General features: G+C 54.9%; 17 protein-coding genes and 2 other annotated features. Of the genes, 14 read left to right on the forward strand and 3 right to left on the reverse strand.

Annotated features, from left to right (window positions below; genetic code table 11):
* The first annotated feature begins 54 nt into the window (after positions 1-54).
* The 3 genes from DQG23_RS17460 to cls all read left to right on the forward strand — a co-directional run bounded on the left by DQG23_RS17460 (position 55) and on the right by cls (position 3,577).
* The gene (locus DQG23_RS17460) at positions 55-978 is read left to right on the forward strand and encodes an ABC transporter ATP-binding protein (RefSeq protein WP_113032146.1); all 924 of its coding nucleotides are present in this window, start codon (positions 55-57) and stop codon (positions 976-978) included.
* Positions 962-1,912 carry an ABC transporter permease gene (locus tag DQG23_RS17465; protein WP_113032147.1) on the forward strand — a complete coding sequence of 317 codons (951 nt, stop codon included), beginning with the start codon at positions 962-964 and terminating at the stop codon, positions 1,910-1,912. The genes DQG23_RS17460 and DQG23_RS17465 overlap by 17 nt, the downstream gene beginning before the upstream one ends.
* A gap of 234 nt (positions 1,913-2,146) precedes the next feature.
* Positions 2,147-3,577: a cardiolipin synthase gene (gene cls, locus DQG23_RS17470; protein ID WP_113032148.1), complete on the forward strand. Its 1,431-nt coding sequence runs from the start codon at positions 2,147-2,149 to the stop codon at positions 3,575-3,577.
* Positions 3,578-4,180: 603 nt separating this feature from the next.
* On the opposite strand, the gene ligD is transcribed toward cls, so the two are convergent.
* From ligD to ku, 3 genes are read right to left on the reverse strand one after another with little or no spacing between them, the layout of a single operon-like run.
* A complete protein-coding gene (ligD, locus tag DQG23_RS17480; RefSeq protein ID WP_113032150.1) occupies positions 4,181-5,080 on the reverse strand; it encodes a non-homologous end-joining DNA ligase in 900 nt (299 codons plus the stop codon).
* A gap of 29 nt (positions 5,081-5,109) precedes the next feature.
* Positions 5,110-5,988: an ATP-dependent DNA ligase gene (locus DQG23_RS17485; RefSeq protein ID WP_238177921.1), complete on the reverse strand. Its 879-nt coding sequence runs from the start codon at positions 5,986-5,988 to the stop codon at positions 5,110-5,112.
* Between the two features lie 22 nt (positions 5,989-6,010).
* The gene (ku, locus tag DQG23_RS17490; protein ID WP_113032152.1) at positions 6,011-6,946 is read right to left on the reverse strand and encodes a non-homologous end joining protein Ku; all 936 of its coding nucleotides are present in this window, start codon (positions 6,944-6,946) and stop codon (positions 6,011-6,013) included.
* A gap of 357 nt (positions 6,947-7,303) precedes the next feature.
* Between ku and DQG23_RS17495 the strand changes: the two genes are divergently transcribed.
* From DQG23_RS17495 to DQG23_RS17540, 11 genes are all read left to right on the forward strand, one after another.
* On the forward strand, positions 7,304-7,495 hold the full coding sequence (locus tag DQG23_RS17495; protein ID WP_113032153.1) for a hypothetical protein: 192 nt from the start codon (positions 7,304-7,306) through the stop codon (positions 7,493-7,495).
* A 63-nt stretch (positions 7,496-7,558) separates the two neighbouring features.
* Positions 7,559-7,738 carry an H-type small acid-soluble spore protein gene (locus DQG23_RS17500; RefSeq protein ID WP_113032154.1) on the forward strand — a complete coding sequence of 60 codons (180 nt, stop codon included), beginning with the start codon at positions 7,559-7,561 and terminating at the stop codon, positions 7,736-7,738.
* Between the two features lie 207 nt (positions 7,739-7,945).
* Complete coding sequence (gene thiL, locus DQG23_RS17505; protein ID WP_113032155.1) at positions 7,946-8,965, forward strand: thiamine-phosphate kinase; 1,020 nt, start codon at positions 7,946-7,948, stop codon at positions 8,963-8,965.
* 27 nt (positions 8,966-8,992) lie between these two features.
* A complete protein-coding gene (gene tsaE, locus DQG23_RS17510) occupies positions 8,993-9,460 on the forward strand; it encodes a tRNA (adenosine(37)-N6)-threonylcarbamoyltransferase complex ATPase subunit type 1 TsaE (RefSeq protein WP_113032177.1) in 468 nt (155 codons plus the stop codon).
* Entirely contained in the window at positions 9,457-10,377 is a 921-nt protein-coding gene (tsaB, locus tag DQG23_RS17515; RefSeq protein WP_238177922.1) for a tRNA (adenosine(37)-N6)-threonylcarbamoyltransferase complex dimerization subunit type 1 TsaB, read from the forward strand. The genes tsaE and tsaB overlap by 4 nt, the downstream gene beginning before the upstream one ends.
* A 230-nt stretch (positions 10,378-10,607) precedes the next feature.
* On the forward strand, positions 10,608-11,102 hold the full coding sequence (gene rimI, locus DQG23_RS17520) for a ribosomal protein S18-alanine N-acetyltransferase (RefSeq protein WP_238177923.1): 495 nt from the start codon (positions 10,608-10,610) through the stop codon (positions 11,100-11,102).
* 42 nt (positions 11,103-11,144) lie between these two features.
* Entirely contained in the window at positions 11,145-12,188 is a 1,044-nt protein-coding gene (tsaD, locus tag DQG23_RS17525) for a tRNA (adenosine(37)-N6)-threonylcarbamoyltransferase complex transferase subunit TsaD (protein WP_113032156.1), read from the forward strand.
* 439 nt (positions 12,189-12,627) lie between these two features.
* Positions 12,628-12,918: a binding site (T-box leader), on the forward strand.
* A 608-nt stretch (positions 12,919-13,526) separates the two neighbouring features.
* Positions 13,527-14,348 (forward strand): class I SAM-dependent methyltransferase, encoded by an 822-nt coding sequence (locus DQG23_RS17530; protein WP_113032157.1) that lies wholly within the window; start codon positions 13,527-13,529, stop codon positions 14,346-14,348.
* Positions 14,349-14,363: 15 nt separating this feature from the next.
* Positions 14,364-14,734: a binding site (T-box leader), on the forward strand.
* 89 nt (positions 14,735-14,823) lie between these two features.
* Positions 14,824-16,380 (forward strand): 2-isopropylmalate synthase, encoded by a 1,557-nt coding sequence (locus tag DQG23_RS17535; RefSeq protein WP_113032158.1) that lies wholly within the window; start codon positions 14,824-14,826, stop codon positions 16,378-16,380.
* A gap of 319 nt (positions 16,381-16,699) precedes the next feature.
* Complete coding sequence (locus DQG23_RS42170) at positions 16,700-16,870, forward strand: hypothetical protein (protein ID WP_158560574.1); 171 nt, start codon at positions 16,700-16,702, stop codon at positions 16,868-16,870.
* 769 nt (positions 16,871-17,639) lie between these two features.
* Positions 17,640-19,520: alkaline phosphatase family protein (locus DQG23_RS17540; RefSeq protein WP_146762329.1), on the forward strand; the 1,881-nt coding region annotated here is incomplete at its 3' end.

Consider the following 19,520-nt stretch of genomic DNA (forward strand, 5'->3'; position numbering starts at 1 on the left):
GCAAGGAACAGCGGTTGAACGCTAAACCGTCAGTTCATCGATGGAGGGGAAACAATGAGTACACCGATCGTCCAAATCCGCAACGTCTCCAAACGGATCGGACAAAAAACGATTATCGACCGGCTTACCTTCGATGTGCCGAAAGGCGAGGTTTTCGGTTTTCTAGGCCCGAACGGAGCGGGGAAAACGACAACGATTCGTATGATGGTAGGTCTGATGAGCATTTCCGAAGGCGAAGTCATCATTTGCGGACATAGCATAACCAAACATTTCGAGCAGGCGATCAAGCATGTAGGGGCGATTGTCGAAAACCCGGAAATGTATAAATATTTGACCGGCTATCAAAATCTGGTTCATTTCGCGAGAATGGTGCCGGGCGTGACGAAGCAGCGTATTGACGAGGTGATCAAGCTTGTCGGGCTCGAGAACAGAATCCGGGATAAAGTAAAAACGTACTCGCTGGGGATGAGGCAGCGTCTCGGCGTAGCACAAGCGATTTTGCACAAGCCGTCGCTGCTTATTTTGGACGAACCGACGAACGGTCTCGATCCTGCGGGAATTCGCGAGCTTCGCGATTACTTGCGCCGTTTGGCGCGCGATGAAGGCATATCGATCGTCGTATCGAGCCATTTGCTTTCCGAGATGGAGCTCATGTGCGACCGCGTGGCGATCATTCAGAACGGCAAGCTGGTCGACGTGCGGCTGATCAAGGAGTTCGTGGAGGAAGGCGGGAAGCTGTCGGTGCAATTCGAGGTCGACAATCCTTCCAAAGCGCAGGATGTCATCGCAGCCGCACTCGCGGGAGCGAACGTGCAGACGGCGAGCGGCTCGATCGAAGCGGAGCTGGAGCGCGAGCAGATCGCGGAGATGAACGCGAAGCTGGTACAGGCGGGCGTCAAAGTGTTCGGCATCAAGGCCGCGACCAAATCGCTGGAAGACAAATTCCTGGAGATGACGGGGAGTGAGCAGATTGTTTAACCTGGTTCAGAACGAAAATATGAAAATATACCGCCGCATCCGCACCTGGATATTGATCGCCTTAATCGTGGCGATTACCGCGGGAGCATCGATCATCGTTTATAAAGTGAAGGATATCGTTTCCGGCGACAGTTGGAGAGCCGATGTCCAGAGGCAGATCGAGCAGGATAAACAGCTGGCAGCGGACAAATCGATGCCTCAAGCCGCGCGAGATCAGTTCGAATCGAACGTGAAGGTTGGGGAATACCGGCTGCAGCATGATATACCGCCTGCGGACAATAATGTTTGGAACGGCGTTAACGATATGAGTATACTCATTATGCTCGTTACTATTTTCACGATTATCGTGGCAGCCGATATCGTAGCAGGCGAATTCGGCGGAGGCACGATCAAGCTGCTGCTGATCCGTCCCGCAAGCCGTTCGAAAATACTGCTGTCCAAATATATTGCGACACTGTTGTTTTCACTGGCGCTGCTGGTGACGCTGTTCGTCTCGGCGTTTATCGTCAACGGCATCCTGTACGGCTTTACGGGCGTCGACCTGCCGTATGTATATGCCAGCAAAGACGGCGTCGTCCATGAAGGAAGCATGCTCGCGCATACGCTGGGCATTTACGGCTTAAGCTGCATACAACTGCTTATGGTCGTAACGCTGGCTTTCATGATCTCCACCGTATTCCGCAGCAGCTCGCTTGCGATCGGCCTTTCGATGCTTCTGCTGCTCGTCGGTTCCTCTATCAACATTCTGGTAAACAAGTACAGCTGGATGAAATATTGGCTGTTCATGAATACGGATCTGACGCCTTATTTGAATGGCATGCCGCCGGCGGAAGGTATGACGATGACGTTCTCGATCATCGTGCTCGCGGTATACTTTATCGTTTTCAATGCGCTGTCCTGGACGATTTTCAACAAGCGCGACGTGGCCGCTTAACGCGAGACGCATAGAGCTGAAATGGAAGGGGGGCCCTTTAGGGGGCCCTCTTTTTGAATTTCTCAAGCAAAGAATATCGCGGAAACGGTTCTAAATCCTCGGCAAATGCCTGCGTCAAAGAAGCGGTAGGCGTTTATCTTTGTTCCTTATTCAAGGTATATCTTTTATTGGCCGCCGTTTTTGGGTAAACTTGGATCAGACAGCTAGGTTTTGTTCGTCATAGGGGGGATCGGGTTGTTTTGGCTTGCACTTATTTGCGTGTTATTCATTTTTCAAATATTAACGATCTTGCTGTCGGAGTTTCGAAGCCCTTCCAAAGCCGTCGCGTGGTTGTCGATTTTGTTTATTTTTCCGGTCATCGGATTCCTCATGTATTATTTCTTGGCGAAGGGGTATACGCAGCGCCGGAAGGTACGACGGAAGAACGGCAAAATCATGAAGGAAATACGGCGCGACCTGCTGCGGCAAACGACGCGGATCAAACAGTCCGAAGGAAGCGCGGCTCCGAGCATTCTCGATAATCACAGGCTGTTCGGCCTGCTGCGGAATTTGCCGGGTTCTCCGGTCACCAAATATAACGAGACGAAGGTGCTGACGAACGCGGAAGCGACCTATAAGGCGATGCTGGAGGCGATGGAGCAGGCGGAGGATCATATTCATCTCGAGGTGTATACGATCCGGGACGACGCCATCGGACGCAAGTTCCAAAATTTGATGATCCGCAAAGCCGGCGAAGGCGTCAAGGTTCGGCTTCTGTATGACGGCGTCGGCAGCTACGAGCTTCCGGATTCCTATGTGCGTAAGCTGCGGGAAGCGGGCGTGGAAACGGGCTGCTTCCTTCCGCCTTTCATCGCGTTGTTCGATAAGCGGCTCAACTACCGGAATCACCGCAAGACGATGGTCGTCGACGGAGCGATCGGCTTTCTCGGCGGCTTGAATATCGGAGACGAATATTTGGGGGGCAACAAGAAGCTCGGGTTTTGGCGGGATACGCATTTGATGCTGCGGGGGGACTCCGTCTTTTATTTGCAGAATACGTTTCTGACGGACTGGAGCTTCGTAACGGGGAAAAATTTGAGCGATCCGCGGTTTTATCCGGAGCATGATTGCGATAGCCAAGAGCTGGTCCAAATCGTGACAAGCGGGCCGGACGAGCATTGGGATTCCATTTTGGAGGTTTATTTTGCGTCCATCTCCACAGCCAAAAACCGCGTTTATATCGCGACGCCGTATTTTATTCCGGATCCGAGCATCATGATGGCGCTCAAAACGGCTGCGATCAGCGGCGTAGACGTGAGAATCATACTGCCGGGAGTGCCCGATACGCGAATCGTCCATCTGGCTTCGCTTTCGTATTTGGAAGAGCTGATGCAGGCGGGCGTGCGCTTTTACCAGTATCAAAGGGGATTTATTCACGCCAAGGTGCTGATCGCCGATCATACGCTTGCCACCGTCGGCACGGCGAACCTGGATATGCGAAGCTTCTACAGCAATTTCGAGCTGAATGCGGTTATGTTCAACAAAAGTGTCATCAATAGACTGGAGCGCGATTTTGTGCAGGATTTGAAGGATAGCAAGGAACTGACGCTGGCCAATTTTGAGAAGAGATCCCGGCTGCAGAGGGGCAAAGAGGTCGTCGCGAGGCTGCTGTCGCCGCTGTTCTGATCTGCGCTCGCGATAAAAGAGCGACGAAAACCCGTAACATTGCGGTAAAGGCGAGTTTGGCCTAACCGGTATGCTGCGGGTTTTTTGGTGCTGCCTGCATACTATCGTTCCGCGGTAGTTCCGGCGAATCTGTATGAAAAATCGCATACAATTGCTCGTTCCGCTGTAGTTCCGACGAATCTGTATGAAAAATCGCATACAAAGATCATTCCGCGGCAGCTCCGGCGAATCTGTATGAAAAATCGCATACAATTGCTCGTTCTGCGGTAGTTCCGGCGAATCTGTGTGAAGAATCGCATACAAATGATTGTTCTGCGGTAGTTCCGACGAATCTGTATGAAATATCGCATACAATTGATCGTTCAACGATAATTCGGGCGAAATATATGAAAAACCGCATACAATTGCTCGTTCCGCTGTAGTTCCGGCGAATCTGTATGAAAAATCACATACAAATGATCGTTCAACGGTAGCGGGAGCACAGCCGCAGTTTAGATAGTTCGGCGAAGATGGCATAGAGCGCGTGCCGGGGCTGCTTGCCCGATCTTCGCTCGGTAGTCGGGAAGCTTGCACACGTCCTAAACAGCGACATAGGAGCCGCAGCTATAGCTTCGGCAGCGCCGCGAGAATGGCGTCGAGCGATTGCGGCGCGACTTGCTCGATCAGGTCGCCTTTCTCGCGGAGCCGGTCCTCGATCGTCAATAAATTGAAATCGCGCAGATCGCAGCCGCGCTCGACTTCCTCCCAGGTGAGCGGCGTCGATACCGTGGCGTATTTTTTGCCCCTTGGCGTGTAGGGGGCGGCCAGCGTTTTGCCGTACCAATGCTGCAGGTAGTCGACATAGATCAGGTCGCCGCGGTTCTTGGTAAGCCGCTCCAATGTAAAAAGCTTCGGATGCTTCTGCGCGAGATATTGTCCGATGAACAAGCCGATGGAGCGAAGCTGCTCGAACGTATACCCCCGTTTGATCGGAACGAAAATTTGCACGCCCGATGCGCCGGATGTTTTCGGAACCGCTTGAATGCCGAGGGAGTCCAGCACTTCGCCGATCAGATGGATAGCCTGCATGATGCGCGGCTCTTCCTCCAGCGACGGATCGATGTCGAGCACCCACTCCGCAGGCTCCGCCTCGCCTACATAGTGGAAGGACGGATGGAACTCAAGGCAGGCAAGATTGCCGAGCCAAATAAGCGTAGGAACCGAATCGAGTACGACGTAGTTGATCTTTTCCAGCATCGCGGTATTGACGTATGGGGGCAGCGGCTCCGGCGCATTTTTCTGATAAAACGATTTGTCCCCGTACCCGTGAGGGAAGCGGATCGTCGTCAAGTACCGGTTGCGGGTGTAGCGCAGCAAATAGGGCGCGAGCGCGAGCAGCTTCTGAAGGTACATGACCTTCGTGATGCCCTGCTCCGGCCAAAACGGCTTATCCGGGTTCGTAATCGTGATTTCGTGCCCCTCGATAAATACGACGCCTTTGGTGCTTTTAAATTTGACGGCCACCGCGTATCACGCTCCGTTTATCCGTATTATTAGCTGTTGAAGGAGACGATTTTCGGGTGGCGCAGCAGCCCGGCATCGGTAATCTCAAGCCCGGTAGCTTTGCAGGAGAGCGGCTTGGGCAGCCACAGCACCCGTTCGCCCTTCAAGTCGGAGGGGAGCTGGGCGAACGGCGAGCTCCCTTGTCCGCTTTCCGCGAAGGCAAGAAGAAGGGCTTTCATTTCCTCGGTGAGCCCGAGCGAGATGCGGCCGAAGTAGGCGCCGTTCCGCACCATCACAAGACTGGCGACCCGGCCGCTGCGATACGTCAGGCCGACGATATCGACATCGAGAAGAAGAGCGGTCTTCTTCTTGAACCAATCGCGGTGCTTTTTGCCCTCGCGGTATGGACTAGACAGCCGTTTGGTGACGATTCCTTCCCATTCGTTCGCTTCGACCCACTGCCATAGTGATCGTCCGTCGCTGTACAGCTCGGTCGTCATGAGCCGCTCGCCGGGCTCCGGAAACAGCCGCTGCAGCCGTTCGTGCCGTTCGGCAAAAGGGAGGTGCCGCAAGTCGTCCGTTCCGTCATGCAGCACGTCGAACATCACGTAAGCGGCCGGATCGCGGCCGATTGATTGCGAAACGGCTCCCCTGTTGCGGAGCCGTTCTCTCTGCAGCACCAGTTGGAAGACGGGACGCTTCCTAACCGGGTCGAATACGATCGCTTCGCCGTCGAGCAGGAGCTTTCCCTTCAGCTTCGCAAGTGCGGCGACGAGCTCGGGATACGTGTCGTTCTTGAGCAGCATGGCGCGCGAGTACAGCTTGACGTCGCCATTGTTGACGACGGCAAGCAGGCGGACGCCGTCCCATTTGAGCTGGTAGCCCCATTCCGTCCCTTCCGGAATTCGATCCTCCGATATCGGCTGCATCGGTGCCCCTGGCAGCTTCATGTTACGAACCGACCGTTTCCTGCAAATCGGATTTGCCTTTGCCCTTCTTGGCCTTCGGAGCGGTAACCGGCGCTTCGCTGCCGTCCGGCTTCTCGTCCTTCGCTTTGGAGGCTTTGGACGATTTGGCCTTCGGCGCTGCTTTGGCGGCTTCCGTCGGAACGACGCCGCCCGGCTTGACGGCATCGAGGCTCGCCTGCAGCGCAGCCATCAGATCGATGACGTTCGTCCGCTGCTGCTGCGGCGCCGCTTGTATTTCCTGACCGGAAACTTTGCGGTCAATCGCTTCAAGCAGGGCGCTTCGGTATTCGTCCGTATATTTTTCGGGCTCGAACGGAACGGATAGCTGTTCGATCAGCATTTTGGCCATCGTCAGCTCTTTCTCGTTCACCTTCGGCACCTCCGGTAAATTGGGCACTTGCGCGACAGGGCGAATTTCGTCCGGATAAAAGATCGTCTCCATAACGATGCAGCGATCGACGATCCGTATGGCTGCGAGGCTGCTTTTGGAGCGGATGGAGACGGTGGCCAGCCCGATTTTACCCGTCTGGTGGAGCGCTTCGTGAAGCAGGCTGTACGCGCCTGCACCGGTATCGCCGGGGGCTAGGTAGTAGGTTTTCTGGAAATAGATCGGATCGATTTCCTCCAGGTCGACGAAGTCCAAAATTTTAATTTCTTTAGTAGCTTCGCCCGCTAAGCTCTCCAGCTCGTCCTTATCGAACAGCACAAAACGGCCTGGCTCGTACTCGTAGCCTTTCGTAATTTCTTCCCATTCCACCTCGGTTTCGCAGGTCGAGCATTTGCGCACATACGAGAGCGGCGTCGTGCATGGCTTGTGGATCATCCGCATCGCAATATCTTTTTCTTCGGTTGCGGCGAACATTTTGACCGGGACGTGAACGAGGCCGAAGCTGATCGCGCCTTTCCATACGGTATGCATCGTGCGTGTACCTCCTTAAAATGATTTCCGATAACAATAGCGACTTAACGTTTCGATTGCAGTCCGCCGTCCGTCAGCTGTGAAGGAGGCGAATCTCTTAACAAAAGCGATTTTCAAAAAAAACTAGCTTCCATCACTAGTTTCTCCAACATCCGGCGCTTTTAGTAATGTATCTGGCGGAAAGAAGGGGTTTTTGTACAAGCCTGAGTTTTTTTCGGCCGGGGAAGCGAATCGTATCCTATATAAGCGTATGCCGATCGTGAATGGATATGCGGAACGCCGGGAATGTTAGGGAAAGGCGAATGCCGGAAAACCATTTCCCGCTGTGCGCAACTACATCATAAAGGAGGTGTACCCATGACGGACAAAGAGCCGACGAAAAACAATTCGCTGGACGATTCCATTTACGAAGGCAGGGACGCCAACTTTATGGATATCGACCGTATGGTCAACGAGGGGCTTGGCGGCGGACAAGTCACGCTTGGAAACGGGCTGATCGACGATTCGACGACGGATACGATGGACGGCCGCGAATCGGACGTCGATTAATTTGCATAAGAGCGTTAGCAACGCAAAAAAAGCGATATGATTTTGCTTAGGAGGATATCGAACATGGATGTAAACCGGGCGACGGAAATATTGACCGGAAAACAAGAGATTACCGTTAGCCACAACGGGAAAAAAGTGTGGATCGACAGCGTCGACGCCACGAAGCAAATGGCGCGCGTGCACGATACGAACAACGCTGCCGATATGCGAACCGTGCATGTCGAAGAGCTGCAGGAAGATTAGATCATATAGAGGAAGCCCGGGCATTTACTGCCGGGCTTTTTTCAATTTATGAGAAAAGAGGAGCACCGATTTCCGGGGATAAACGCGGCTCCTTCGAAAGCACCCTGATTTTTTTGTACAGAAACGTCGTTTTGAGAAGCCGCACATTTGTTGCGGCTGTTCCCGGAGACCGCTATAATAGGGACAATAAGAAAGCGGAGGACGCAAATGGATGAGTTTGGCTTGATCCGTTCGCTTACGCACGGAAGACAGTCTAGGGAGCTCCTATCGAAGAACGGCGTCGTCGTCGGCATCGGCGACGATTCGGCCGTTACGGCGCCGAGTCCCGGACAACATACGGTGATGTCCTGCGATACGATGGTGCAGGACGTCCATTTCAAAACAATTACGATGAACAGCGCCGACGTCGGCTTCAAAGCAATGGCGGCGGCCGTGAGCGATATCGCCGCCATGGGCGCTGCGCCGCGCCATGCGCTCGTGTCGATAAGCATCCCGAAGCGGCTGCCTGTGACGGCGGTAAATGAGCTTTACGAAGGCTTGTACGCCTGCGCCGATGCATTCGGCGTGGCCGTTATCGGCGGCGATACGACATCAAGCCCGGAAAGCTTGGTCATATCGGTAACCGCCGTAGGGGAAGCGGAGCCCGGGCGCGCGCTGATGCGTTCGGCTGCGCGTCCCGGCGACATCGTTTTCGTCACCGGCTGGCCAGGCTGCTCGGCGGCCGGCCTTGATTACTTACTTGGGCGCGCCGTCGCGTCCGATCCGGACGAGACGTTCGCGCAGCCGCTCGAAACGCTCGTGCGCGCGCATCGCCGACCGCTGCCCCGCGTAGAAGCGGGACGCATTCTGCTTTTGTCGGGGCGGTGCCATGCGCTGAACGATGTCAGCGATGGCGTCGCCAGCGAAGCGTGGGAGATCGCCGAAGCGTCGGCATGCGGTATTTGGCTGGATGAAGCGTCTCTGCCCGTACATCCGGATATGACGGCTTATGCCGCCGAAACGCGGCGAAATCCGCTGGACTGGCTGCTGTTCGGGGGCGAGGATTACGAGCTGATCGGCACGATGCCGCGGATGTACGCGGAGCAGGTTGGCGGCGCCGTACAGGCGACAGGGCTGCCTTTTACCGTTATCGGCGAGGTGACGGACTCGTTCGCCGGCGTTCGAATGCGCAGCAGCGACGGGCGGACGGAGACGCTCGATAAGAAAGGATACAACCATTTTGCATGAGTTTGGGGTGGGAAGATGGCGGTGGAGATGAGGTTTGACTATCAGGCGAATTCCTTGGAGGAGACCAAGCTGCTGGCTGCCGCTCTGGCGGCGCGCTTGGAGGCGGGCACGGTAGTGGCGCTTGACGGCGATCTTGGCGCGGGCAAAACGACGTTCTCCCAGGCAATCGCCGCAGCGATGGGCGTCCCCGGCGTCGTGAACAGCCCTACGTTTACGATTATTAAAGAATACGAGGGACGATCGCTCCCGCTTTATCATATGGATGTGTACCGGTTGTCGTTGTTAGAAGCGGACGAGCTCGGGCTCGACGATTATTTTTACGGCGACGGGGTTACGCTTGTGGAATGGGCCAGTTTGATCGAGCCCATGCTTCCCGAAGAGCGGATTGCTATATACATCGAGACGGACGGGCCGGCCGAGCGGACGTTCCGGTTGACGGCGTACGGGCGCAAATATGCGGATTGGTGCGCCGGACTGAAGGAGAACGGACTATGACGATAACCGATCAACAAAGGAACGGCGAACCGGCGAGAGCGGAGGGACGAATGCTCGCGATCGATACGTCGACCGCAACGATGACTGTAGCGCTGTTTGAAGGCTCGACCATGCTTGGCGAACGCCATAACATGTCGGAACGGAATCATTCGTTATACCTGATGCCGACCATACAGGAGCTGCTGAGCGAAAACGGCCTGCTTCCTGCCGATTTGGACGGGCTAGCGGTTGGCGTCGGTCCGGGCTCGTACACCGGAGTGCGAATCGGGGTGACGGTGGCCAAGACGATGGCTTGGACGCTGCAAAAGCCAGTTTACGGCGTTTCCAGCCTAGAAGCGCTTGCCTATGGAGCGGCCCGGGAGCTGTTTCGAGCGGATGGGCATGAAGCCCCGGCTGAAGCAATGGCGATTGGTGCCGGTAAGGAAGCCGGCGAATTAACGCCGTTAACCGTTAACGCAAACAAGGATTCGTTGCGTACATGGTTCGTGCCGCTCATGGATGCTCGCCGGGGACAAGTGTATACCGGTTTATTTGAACGGAATGAACGGAGATATACATCAGATGTGAATCACGAGGCGGAAAGCGATGCCTTCTCTTGGACGCGAATGCGGTCGGACGGCATCCAACTGATGGAGCCGTGGGCGGCCGTTTTGCAGGAGATGGCGGAGGGGAGCGGGCAGGTGCCTGCCCGCATCGTGTTTATAGGGGATGTCGAACCGTTTCGCGCGATAATCGGCAGACTGGCCGAGTCGTGGAGCGGAGACGTCGCATCGCAGCCCTTTGCCATGAAGGCTTCCGCTGTCGGAAGATTGGCTTTCCCGCTGCTTGCGGAAGGGGCTCCGTCGGATGCGCACGGGCTGCTGCCCAACTACACACAGCTTACGGAAGCGGAAAATAATCTGTTAGGGCGTGTCTGAATACTCCGAGGGGAGCAGATTTTGCCGAATTTTCGTTCCATGCAAGGCGCGTTTGTGAAGGCGTACGGGGGGTACGTCAAGCAAACGGAACGAAGCAGGGGGCGAAAAGGCGGTGAAAGATGACCCTGAGTGGGTGTTCGGTCACGCCCAAGCCCGCAGCAAATAAGAACCGNGGTCACGCCCAAGCCCGCAGCAAATAAGAACCGGACAACGGACCGGGAAGGGGAAACATGGCCATGGAAGGACAGCTCGATTTCCATCCGCAGCAGTCATTGGAATTCCGGAGCATGCAGCTCGACGATATCGAAACGATTTGCGCCATCGAACAGGAAGCGTTTACGACCCCTTGGACTTCGGCGGCGTTTTATAACGAATTGACCAATAATCATTTTGCGCGGTATATGGTCATGGAATGCAACGGCGAAATTGCGGGTTACGCCGGCATGTGGGTCATTATCGACGAAGCCCATGTGACGAATATCGCCGTGCGCGGCAAGTACAGAGGGCAGAAGCTCGGCGAGAGGCTCATGCGGGAAGTTATGAAGACGGCCCGCTTTTTCGGCGCCGCCAAAATGACGCTGGAGGTTCGCGTATCGAACCGGATCGCCCAGAACCTTTACGAAAAGCTCGGTTTTCGCGCGTCCGGGCTGCGCAAAGCTTATTATTCGGACAATAACGAGGATGCGATCATCATGTGGGCGGATCTCCTTGCCCGAACGAATTGACCGGCATACTCCAATTGAACTTACTGAAACGAGTGAAAAACGATGATGGACAACGAACGGCAGCCGGGTTCCGCGGGCTGCATTCTTGCAATTGAAACGAGCTGCGACGAAACGTCGGTAGCGATCGTCAGGAATGGAACGGAAGTGCTGGCAAACGTCGTATCGAGCCAGATCGAAACGCATCAAAAATTCGGCGGCGTCGTTCCCGAGGTCGCTTCCCGCAAGCATGTGGAAACGATCACGCGCATCATCGAGCAGGCGGTCGACAAGTCCGGCGTAAAGCTTGGCGACCTGTCGGCAATTGCGGTTACCCAAGGCCCGGGTTTGATCGGCGCGCTGCTGGTCGGGGTTGTGGCGGCGAAATCGCTGGCTTACTCGCTGCAGCTGCCGCTGATCGGGGTACATCATATTGCCGGTCATATTTATGCGAATCAGCTTGTTCATAAGCTGGAATATCCGCTGATTACGCTTGTTGTTTCCGGCGGACATACCGAGCTGGTTCATTCGGAGGCGCCGGGGAAATTCCGGATTATCGGGCAAACGAGGGACGATGCGGCCGGTGAGGCTTACGACAAGGTGGCCCGCGCGCTGCACTTGCCGTATCCGGGCGGTCCGCACATCGACCGGCTGGCTCACGAGGCGGATGCCGCGATTACGATGCCGCGCGCTTGGCTGGAGCCGGATTCGTACGACTTCAGCTTCAGCGGCTTGAAGTCGGCGGTGCTTTCCGCGCTTAATCAGGCGAATATGAAGGGGATCAAGCTGGAGCCGTCGCATGTGGCCCGCGGATTCCAGGAGTCGGTCATCGAGGTGCTCGTCGAAAAAGCGATTCGCGCCGTCAAGGAATTCGGGGCGAAGCAGCTACTGCTGGCGGGAGGCGTAGCTGCCAACCGGGGACTGCGTACCATGCTTGCGGAGCGCTGCGAGAAGGCGGGCATTCCGCTGCTGGCACCGCCGCTCAGCCTGTGCACGGACAATGCGGCGATGATTGCGGCGGCCGCCTTTTTGAAATGGGAGCAGGGGAAGTTTTCATCGCTTGACCTGAAGGCCGAGTCTTCGCTGTCACTGGAAGGCTGGTCGCTGTAACGACTGCCGCCATGAAGCGCCGCAACTTGTGACTAGAGAAAATGCTCGCTGGGATTAACGATGTTCTAATGTATAATCTGATGTATATGTGATCGGCCATGTTGATGGCCGATTTTTTAATTTCCGTAATTCAAAGATAGTCGTACGTACCCCAATTCACCCAATTCAGTAAGAAATTTCGACTCTATTTAACCGGGGGTTGGAGTCCCCTCTCCGTTTCTCCCCTCATGCAATCACAGATCCAAACCCCAGGACACGTCAGCGTTTTTCTTAACAATGTACAGGAAATTATATGAAGGGGCGGGTACCTACGACTCCCCGAAAGTATTCGGAATAAGCGGCGAAGGAGTGCTTTTAAATTTGTTGACTTTGTTTTGTATGCATTGACAGCAACTCGAACGCATACTATAATCACAATCAACTTCAATTTCATCAATTGACAAACGCTGGGAACGGGAACAGTAAGGTATCGGCTTCGAGCAGAGAGCTGCGGGATGGTGCGACGCAGACGAAGAGAGCCTGAAACTCGCCCGGGAGCGGCGGAGCGGAAAAGTCGATGGCGGTTTTGCTGCATACTGGGCGGCAGAGTCGTTGACGGCAAGTATGCTCCGACGGGTTACCTCCGTGATCGGGTCTGCGGTGTGCGCACATCGCAATCGAGGAGGGTCCTTCGTGCACGAAGGGCCAACAAGAGTGGTACCGCGGCAGCCAACGGCCTGTCGTCTCTTATGGAGACGGCGGGTCTTTTTTGTCTTATGCGAAAGCGAATATCGTAAAGGGTGCTAACAATGCGGTAAACATAATCAGCAAAGGCGAAAAATGAGCGCCACAGCATGAACGTTTATCCGAGTAGCCTTCCAAGTCTTATACTGTAGATTTCAAGGATGTAAGGCATTTGAACGTGCAACGGATAGAGACTCTCATAATGAGGAAAATATTTTCAATAGTGAGGCGAACTTCACTATTTCAAACCGAAAACCCATGTTTTGGTCAGGTAATGAGGCAAACGCAATTATTAGTGAGTCATACGAAATTGATAGTGGTGTTTGCCTCACTAAGGGGCGAGAACGAGCATTTTGCCAGTGGAATAGTGAGGACAGCCTAATAAACAATAGGTTTTCTCCACTAAGCGTACAGTTCGTGCATAACCATTACGATATCTGTGTTTGCTTTGGTAGCAAGGTCTTCATCAATCCCCAGTTTTAGACTTGATGGCGTTTATTATTGGCGTATATACGGAAGGGATGGCGTTCCGCATCGTGTGCCGGCAGCAACAAGCAGACGTATTGCTTCTTCGGAGGCAAGAGCGATGAAATTCAAACTGGAGGAGGCGCTGAGATGGACGGCAAAGTCGTAGATTATTACTCCAAATTTGGGGTGAACGAATGGCTGCGCTTGGAGCGCGAGCCTCTTGAATTCATCGTCAACTGGCACTATATCCAAAAGTATCTTCCTGCGAAAGGGGCCGTTTTGGATAACGGGGCGGGTCCGGGGAAATATGCGATGGAGCTTGCCAAGCGAGGATATACCGTTACGCTGACGGATCTTACGCCGGGACTTGTTGAGCTGGCTCAAGAGAAGGCGAAGCAGCTTGGGTTTTCGGAACGCTTCGAAGGCTTTCACGTGAGGGATGCTAGAGAGTTGGCGGGCATTCCCAATCTTTATTTTGACGCTGCCCTAATGATGGGGCCGCTGTATCACCTGCAGCAGGAAGAGGATCGCCGGGCGGCTTTAACGGAGCTTCGGCGGGTAACGAAGCCGGGAGGGATCGTTTTTATAGCGGTCAGGTCCCGTCAAAATTGGACGCTTAACACGCTGCTGCACCCCGAGCATTGGCCGCCTTTTAACAGTATCGATCAGATCATAACGTTCCAGCAAACGGGCTGCTTCGACCATGCGGACGAGGGCAGGTACACCGGGGCGTACTTTTTCGAGGCGGAGCGCATTGTGCCGGATATGGAAGAGAGCGGCTTCGAGACGATAACGCTGCTCGGATCGACGAACCTTGGCAGCATGCTGACAAACGAACATATCGCGTATTGGCAGGAAAAAGGAGACGGCGGCTATGAGAAGCTGATCGGGCTGCTTATCGGGATGGCCGAGGAATCTTCGATTTTGGGGATGTCCTCCCATCTCCTCTATATCGGCAGAAGGAAGTAACGCTTAACACAATCATCAAACGCGAAGAACGGGAACAGTAGGCAAAAGCATTCGTTCAGAGAGCTGCGGGTCGGTGCGACGCAGCGGATGCTTAGCCGAAGCTCGCCCGGGAGCGGCAAGACGGAAACCGGACTGTACGCTGACTAAAACGTCGCACCGTAAAAACGGCGTCGAAATGAAGCGGAAGAGGGAGTACGTTTTGACGGTTAACCCCCGATATCGGGTATGCGATGCACGGCCGAAGGGCGGACTGCGGTAAGCGGAAACGCTAGCTGCGGATGCCATAACGCGGAACGTTGCGTCGCAATGAGGAGGGTTCATTCCGGTTTGACCGGATCAGAACCAACAAGAGTGGTACCGCGATAGGGCAGCCTGTCGTCTCTTGCCGGATCGACTGCGTAATAGCAGATTGGATCGGCGAGCGGCGGCGGGCTTTTTGTTTTACCCATAAAAATCCGAAAAGAGGCTGATTTACATGAGAAAAATTCATATTTTCGATACGACTTTGCGGGATGGCGAGCAGTCGCCGGGAGCCACGTTGACGAAGGAGCAGAAGATTAAAATCGCGCACCAGCTGGCGAAGCTGGGCGTCGACGTTATCGAGCCGGGATTCCCGATATCGAGCCCCGGCGATTTCGAGGCGGTGCAGACCATTTCGAGACAAATTCAAACCGTCGAAATTTGCGGCTTCGCGCGCTGCGTCAAAGCGGACATCGATGCGGCGGTAAAAGCGACGGCCGATGCGGCCAAACGGCGGCTTCACCTGTTCGTTTCCTCCTCGGACATTCATCTGAATTTCCAGTTGAAAAAAACGCGCGATCAAGTGATCGAACTGGCACGCAGCATGGTCGCTTACGGCAAGCAGTTCGCGGAGCGCATCGAATTTTCCCCGATGGATGCGACACGCTCCGGCGAGGAATTCGTCATGGAGCTGGTCGAGGCCGTTATTGCCGAAGGTGCGACGATTATCAATATTCCGGACACGATGGGATATGCGCTGCCGGAGGAGTACGGGGGATTGTTCACGAAAGTCCGCAACCAGGTCCGGGGAGGCGATACGGTAGAATACAGCTGCCATGTGCATAACGATCTGGGGCTGGCTGTAGCTAACAGCATAGCGGCTATTCAAGCGGGAGTCTCCTATGTGGAGGTGACGGTTAACGGCATCGGCGAACGTGCCGGAAACACGTCGTTGGAGGAGCTTGTCATGGCGATCGAGACGCGCAAACAGACGCTGGGCGTCGAAACGAACGTCAACATTGCCGAGATTTATAACACGTCCCGGATGGTCAGCCGGGCGATGCATTTCCCGATCGCATTCAATAAGCCGATTGTCGGCCGCAATGCGTTCCGGCACGAGTCCGGCATCCATCAGGACGGCTTGTTGAAAAACCGCAATACGTACGAAATCATGGATCCCGAGCAAATGGGTATTCCGCGCAATATGATCGTGCTGGGCAAGCACTCCGGACGCCATGCGATTAAACATCGTATCGAGCAGTTCGGCGTTAAGCTGAGCGATGCGCAGCTGGAGGATGTGTACACGCGGTTCATCGCCAAGGCGGACGAGCAAAAGATCGTCAGCGACGGCGAGCTGGCGGAAATGGCCGGAGCAGGCGGCGTGACGGCAATCGACGCGTTCGAGCTTGTCGATATGCAGGTCATGTCCGGCAGCGAACGCAGCCGCGTCGCCTCCGCAACCGTGCGGAACCGCCATTCCGGCGAGTCGTCCGCTTATACGGCAATAGGCAGGGGGCCGATCGAGGCGGTTGTCCGCGCGATCAAGCAGGCGATGCCGTTCGACGTCGATTTTGTCGATTTGGAGCTGCATTCGATAGCTTCCGGAGAATCGGCCGGGGGCGAGGCGGAAGTGACGATCGAAGCGGATCATGTTACTTATCGAGGCAGCGGGGTGGACGAAGATATTTTGCTGGCTGTCGCCAAGGCTTACATCTCCGCTTGCAATCAGGCCGGCCGCGACTTTTATAAAATTTCAAGCCCATCGTCCGCTGATCGTTCGATTTCCCGGTAAACCCGCACTTTCTTCGGAAAGGAAGGCGTCGCTGTTATCCTTGAGTTTATAAGACTTCCATGCCGTTTCACGGCACCAGCGATGAATGAAATATCGTTATTTCAGGGCAGAAAGGATATCGTGCCAGCGGCTCTAAACCTACGGTAAGCACCAGCGTCAAAAAGACGCCGATAGGCGTTTATACTTGCCGAATTATCATTTTGCAATGTCCGCGATCCGGTTCACCAGCCTCGACAGTTCGGCGGCGAATGAGTTTTTTGACGACATGGATAGCGGTTCCGATACGGGATAATCCTAACCCCAGAAAGGGGTGGGAAGGATGCAGGAGAGTAAGAACAACTTGTTTGGCGATCAAAGCACGGTCGCGGAAACGATGCCGGACCATGATGGCTATAATCCCGATTACGATCTGATGCGGGATTACTCCGTGCAGCTCAATGGGGTTTTCGAAGCCGTGACGGGTGAAGGCATTGTTGAAGATCGGCAGTGAGAAGCCGGTAAAATGGAGTATCCCTTACTTGTCGCAAACGGTTCGAATCAGGCCGAGTAGCCGACTCAGATAGGCGGACCAAGAGGATGTGGATAAATGTTATCCACATCCCTTGTGCATAATGTGGATAAACCCAAAAAATCTTACGGCATTAAGGGTTTATTATATTAATGAAAATCGGATAGCTTTTTCACCTTAAATTGTGGATAACTAGGACAACTAAGGCGTATTGTGCACATGCGGCAATGATTTTGCGAAAAAATGGCCCTCGCTTCAAGGAGGGATATGTGGATAAGTCTGTGAATATGTCGATAACCGACCGGATGTGAGTTGCGGGGCGAAGATGACGGCTTCGGAAGCGCAAATCCGGCGATTGACCCGATGCAAACTTGTTAATTCCGTTAAGAAAGCTAAGCACAGCTTCGTTAACCCGGAAACACCCAAGCGCCATACATGACTAAATGGTATGGAGACGATCGTCAGAGCGATAATTCTGCAGAATGCGAACGGACATATTGCTCCTCAGGACTATTCCGTCTCGACTGGATGCGGCTGTTTTGCGCCTATTGCGCTTAGGCAGTTGTTTTTGTAGCTGAACGCGCAGCGAAGGCTTGGAATATTTGCTCAACGCTTGTGGATAAAATAAGGGAAAAGTCGGAACTGACCGATGTTCGCAACATTGTGGATGAAAAAGAAATTTGCCTGAGCTGTCCACAGTTTAAGGGGCGGCTTACGGTTTTTGCCGCGGCTGTGGAGGGGGGAGAACTAGTTGAGCGGATTTCGGTTTTGCTTAATCACGGTGCAGTTGAACGCCGTCATGCGCCGCCGCCCCGCCGCGCTTCGGAAGCTGTGGTTGGGTATGGCGGTTATTATGCTGCTGGCTGCACTGCTTCCTCTACCGGAGGTCGTAAACGCTGAAGGGCTTATTTCCGTAAGCGCACAGCTGCCTGTGCACGATGCCGCTTCGTATAACGGCGGTCGAAGCGCATTGCCGGGAACGGATCGGATTTCTGCGATTATAACCGGTCAGCACGCGGAGTCCATCTCTTCGGTTCGAGATTTGACGATCATAACTGTTCCGGGATTGTCGTTCCAGGAGCTTCGAGAACCGTGGCTGGACGAAATGCCGGAGATTAAAGAGGCGATCCGGCGCGGGGCGGTAGGCGGCGTAAACACAAGGCTCTCCGGAAACCGTTTTGCAGACGTATATTTAACGATCGGCGCCGGTCGCCCGGCATATATGACTTCCCAGACGAACGGCTGGAACCGGATGGAGAACGCCGGGGGAACGACTGCTGAGGAGCAGATGCGACGTTTTCGGGCGGGCGGCGCGCCGGAAGGCGAGGTGCTTGTTCCCTTTCAAAGCAGGCTTGCCGCAAGCAATGCGCGTTCGTCATATGCAGCCAAACCCGGAGAGCTTGGAGAGCTGCTCAAGAACAGCGGCGTCGCCCGGTATGTTTGGGGGAATGCCGACCTGGGCGGAAACGCGGAACGCGGGACGGTTCAGAGGCAGCGTTATGCGCCGCTCATGGCGATGGACGCTTCGGGAGCGGTAGACTATGGCGAAGTGGGACCGGGCATTGTCGTCGAGGGTTCGCAGCGACCTTTTGGGGTGCGTGCAAATACGCAAGAAATTTGGGAAAGGTGGCAAAAAAGACGGAACGGATCCTTAAGTCTCATCGAGCTTGGCGATTTGCACCGTTTATATGAAGAGAAAGAAGGGTATGAACGGCTTCGGTTTGAGGAGGAAAAGCGGGACGTTCTTCGCGAGCTGGACGCATTATTCGGGCGGATAAAAAACGGCTTGCGCGACGGAGAGGAGCTGTGGCTGTTTTCGCCGAAGGGGAATCCCGAGGCCTACCGCATATTCGACCGGCTGTCGCCGCTTGTCGTATACCGGGAAGGCAAAGCTGCCGGCTTGCTTGAATCTGCTTCCACCCGGCGTGCCGGCGTCGTCACGATGTTCGATATGTCGGTTTCAATCGCCCGCTTGTTCGGCGCGGAAAGTCCCTCGGAGTGGATGGGTTCGCCGCTCGGTACATTTCCCGTCTCCGACAATTTGATGCATTTGCAAAAAGAGCTATCGTCGATACGGACGATTTACGGCCTGCGGCCGAAGCTTTTGTATTCGTGGACGCTTTTGGAAATCGTCATTTTGCTTGCGGCGCTTGTCGGCACCGTATGGCTCGGCAAAGAAAGGCGAAAGAGCCGGAGCTTCACGTTCCGCGTGCTGCTTGCCGCCGTGCTGGCCGCTCCCGCGGTCATGCTGGTGATGGGATGGCTGGACAGCATGACGGCGGGAGCAGCGGTATTGTCTTTCGCGGCCGTTGTTGCCGTCAGCAGCTTACTGCTAGCCCAATTCAACGTTCTCAAAATGTTAATGGCGGCCGGTTTGGGGACGGCGATGCTGATCCTGTTCGACGGCTGGACCGGAGCGGAGGCGATGAAGCGCTCCGTCCTGGGGTACGATCCGTTAATCGGCGCCCGATATTACGGCATCGGCAATGAATATATGGGCGTGCTGATCGGCGCCCTTATTTTGGGCGTCTCCGCCTGGCTGCAGCTCCGGCAGCGCCGAAGCCGCAGCGCTGCCGGCGACGCCTTGGCGGCGGGCGCAGCGCCGCCCGCGCCCGGCCTCGCCGCGGCAGCC

The sequence above is a fragment of the Paenibacillus contaminans genome (assembly GCF_003285015.1).
In the GTDB taxonomy this organism is placed as follows: domain Bacteria; phylum Bacillota; class Bacilli; order Paenibacillales; family NBRC-103111; genus Paenibacillus_V; species Paenibacillus_V contaminans.

Bases quoted from the DNA above. Each gene is read 5' to 3' on its own strand.
- DQG23_RS17460 (WP_113032146.1), top strand. From the start codon at position 55: ATGAGTACACCGATCGTCCAAATCCGCAACGTCTCCAAACGGATCGGA.
- DQG23_RS17485 (WP_238177921.1), bottom strand. From the start codon at position 5,988: ATGCAGCCGATATCGGAGGATCGAATTCCGGAAGGGACGGAATGGGGC.
- ku (WP_113032152.1), bottom strand. From the start codon at position 6,946: ATGCATACCGTATGGAAAGGCGCGATCAGCTTCGGCCTCGTTCACGTC.
- DQG23_RS17495 (WP_113032153.1), top strand. From the start codon at position 7,304: ATGACGGACAAAGAGCCGACGAAAAACAATTCGCTGGACGATTCCATT.
- DQG23_RS17500 (WP_113032154.1), top strand. From the start codon at position 7,559: ATGGATGTAAACCGGGCGACGGAAATATTGACCGGAAAACAAGAGATT.
- thiL (WP_113032155.1), top strand. From the start codon at position 7,946: ATGGATGAGTTTGGCTTGATCCGTTCGCTTACGCACGGAAGACAGTCT.
- tsaE (WP_113032177.1), top strand. From the start codon at position 8,993: ATGAGGTTTGACTATCAGGCGAATTCCTTGGAGGAGACCAAGCTGCTG.
- tsaB (WP_238177922.1), top strand. From the start codon at position 9,457: ATGACGATAACCGATCAACAAAGGAACGGCGAACCGGCGAGAGCGGAG.
- rimI (WP_238177923.1), top strand. From the start codon at position 10,608: ATGGCCATGGAAGGACAGCTCGATTTCCATCCGCAGCAGTCATTGGAA.
- tsaD (WP_113032156.1), top strand. From the start codon at position 11,145: ATGATGGACAACGAACGGCAGCCGGGTTCCGCGGGCTGCATTCTTGCA.
- DQG23_RS17530 (WP_113032157.1), top strand. From the start codon at position 13,527: ATGGACGGCAAAGTCGTAGATTATTACTCCAAATTTGGGGTGAACGAA.
- DQG23_RS17535 (WP_113032158.1), top strand. From the start codon at position 14,824: ATGAGAAAAATTCATATTTTCGATACGACTTTGCGGGATGGCGAGCAG.
- DQG23_RS42170 (WP_158560574.1), top strand. From the start codon at position 16,700: ATGCAGGAGAGTAAGAACAACTTGTTTGGCGATCAAAGCACGGTCGCG.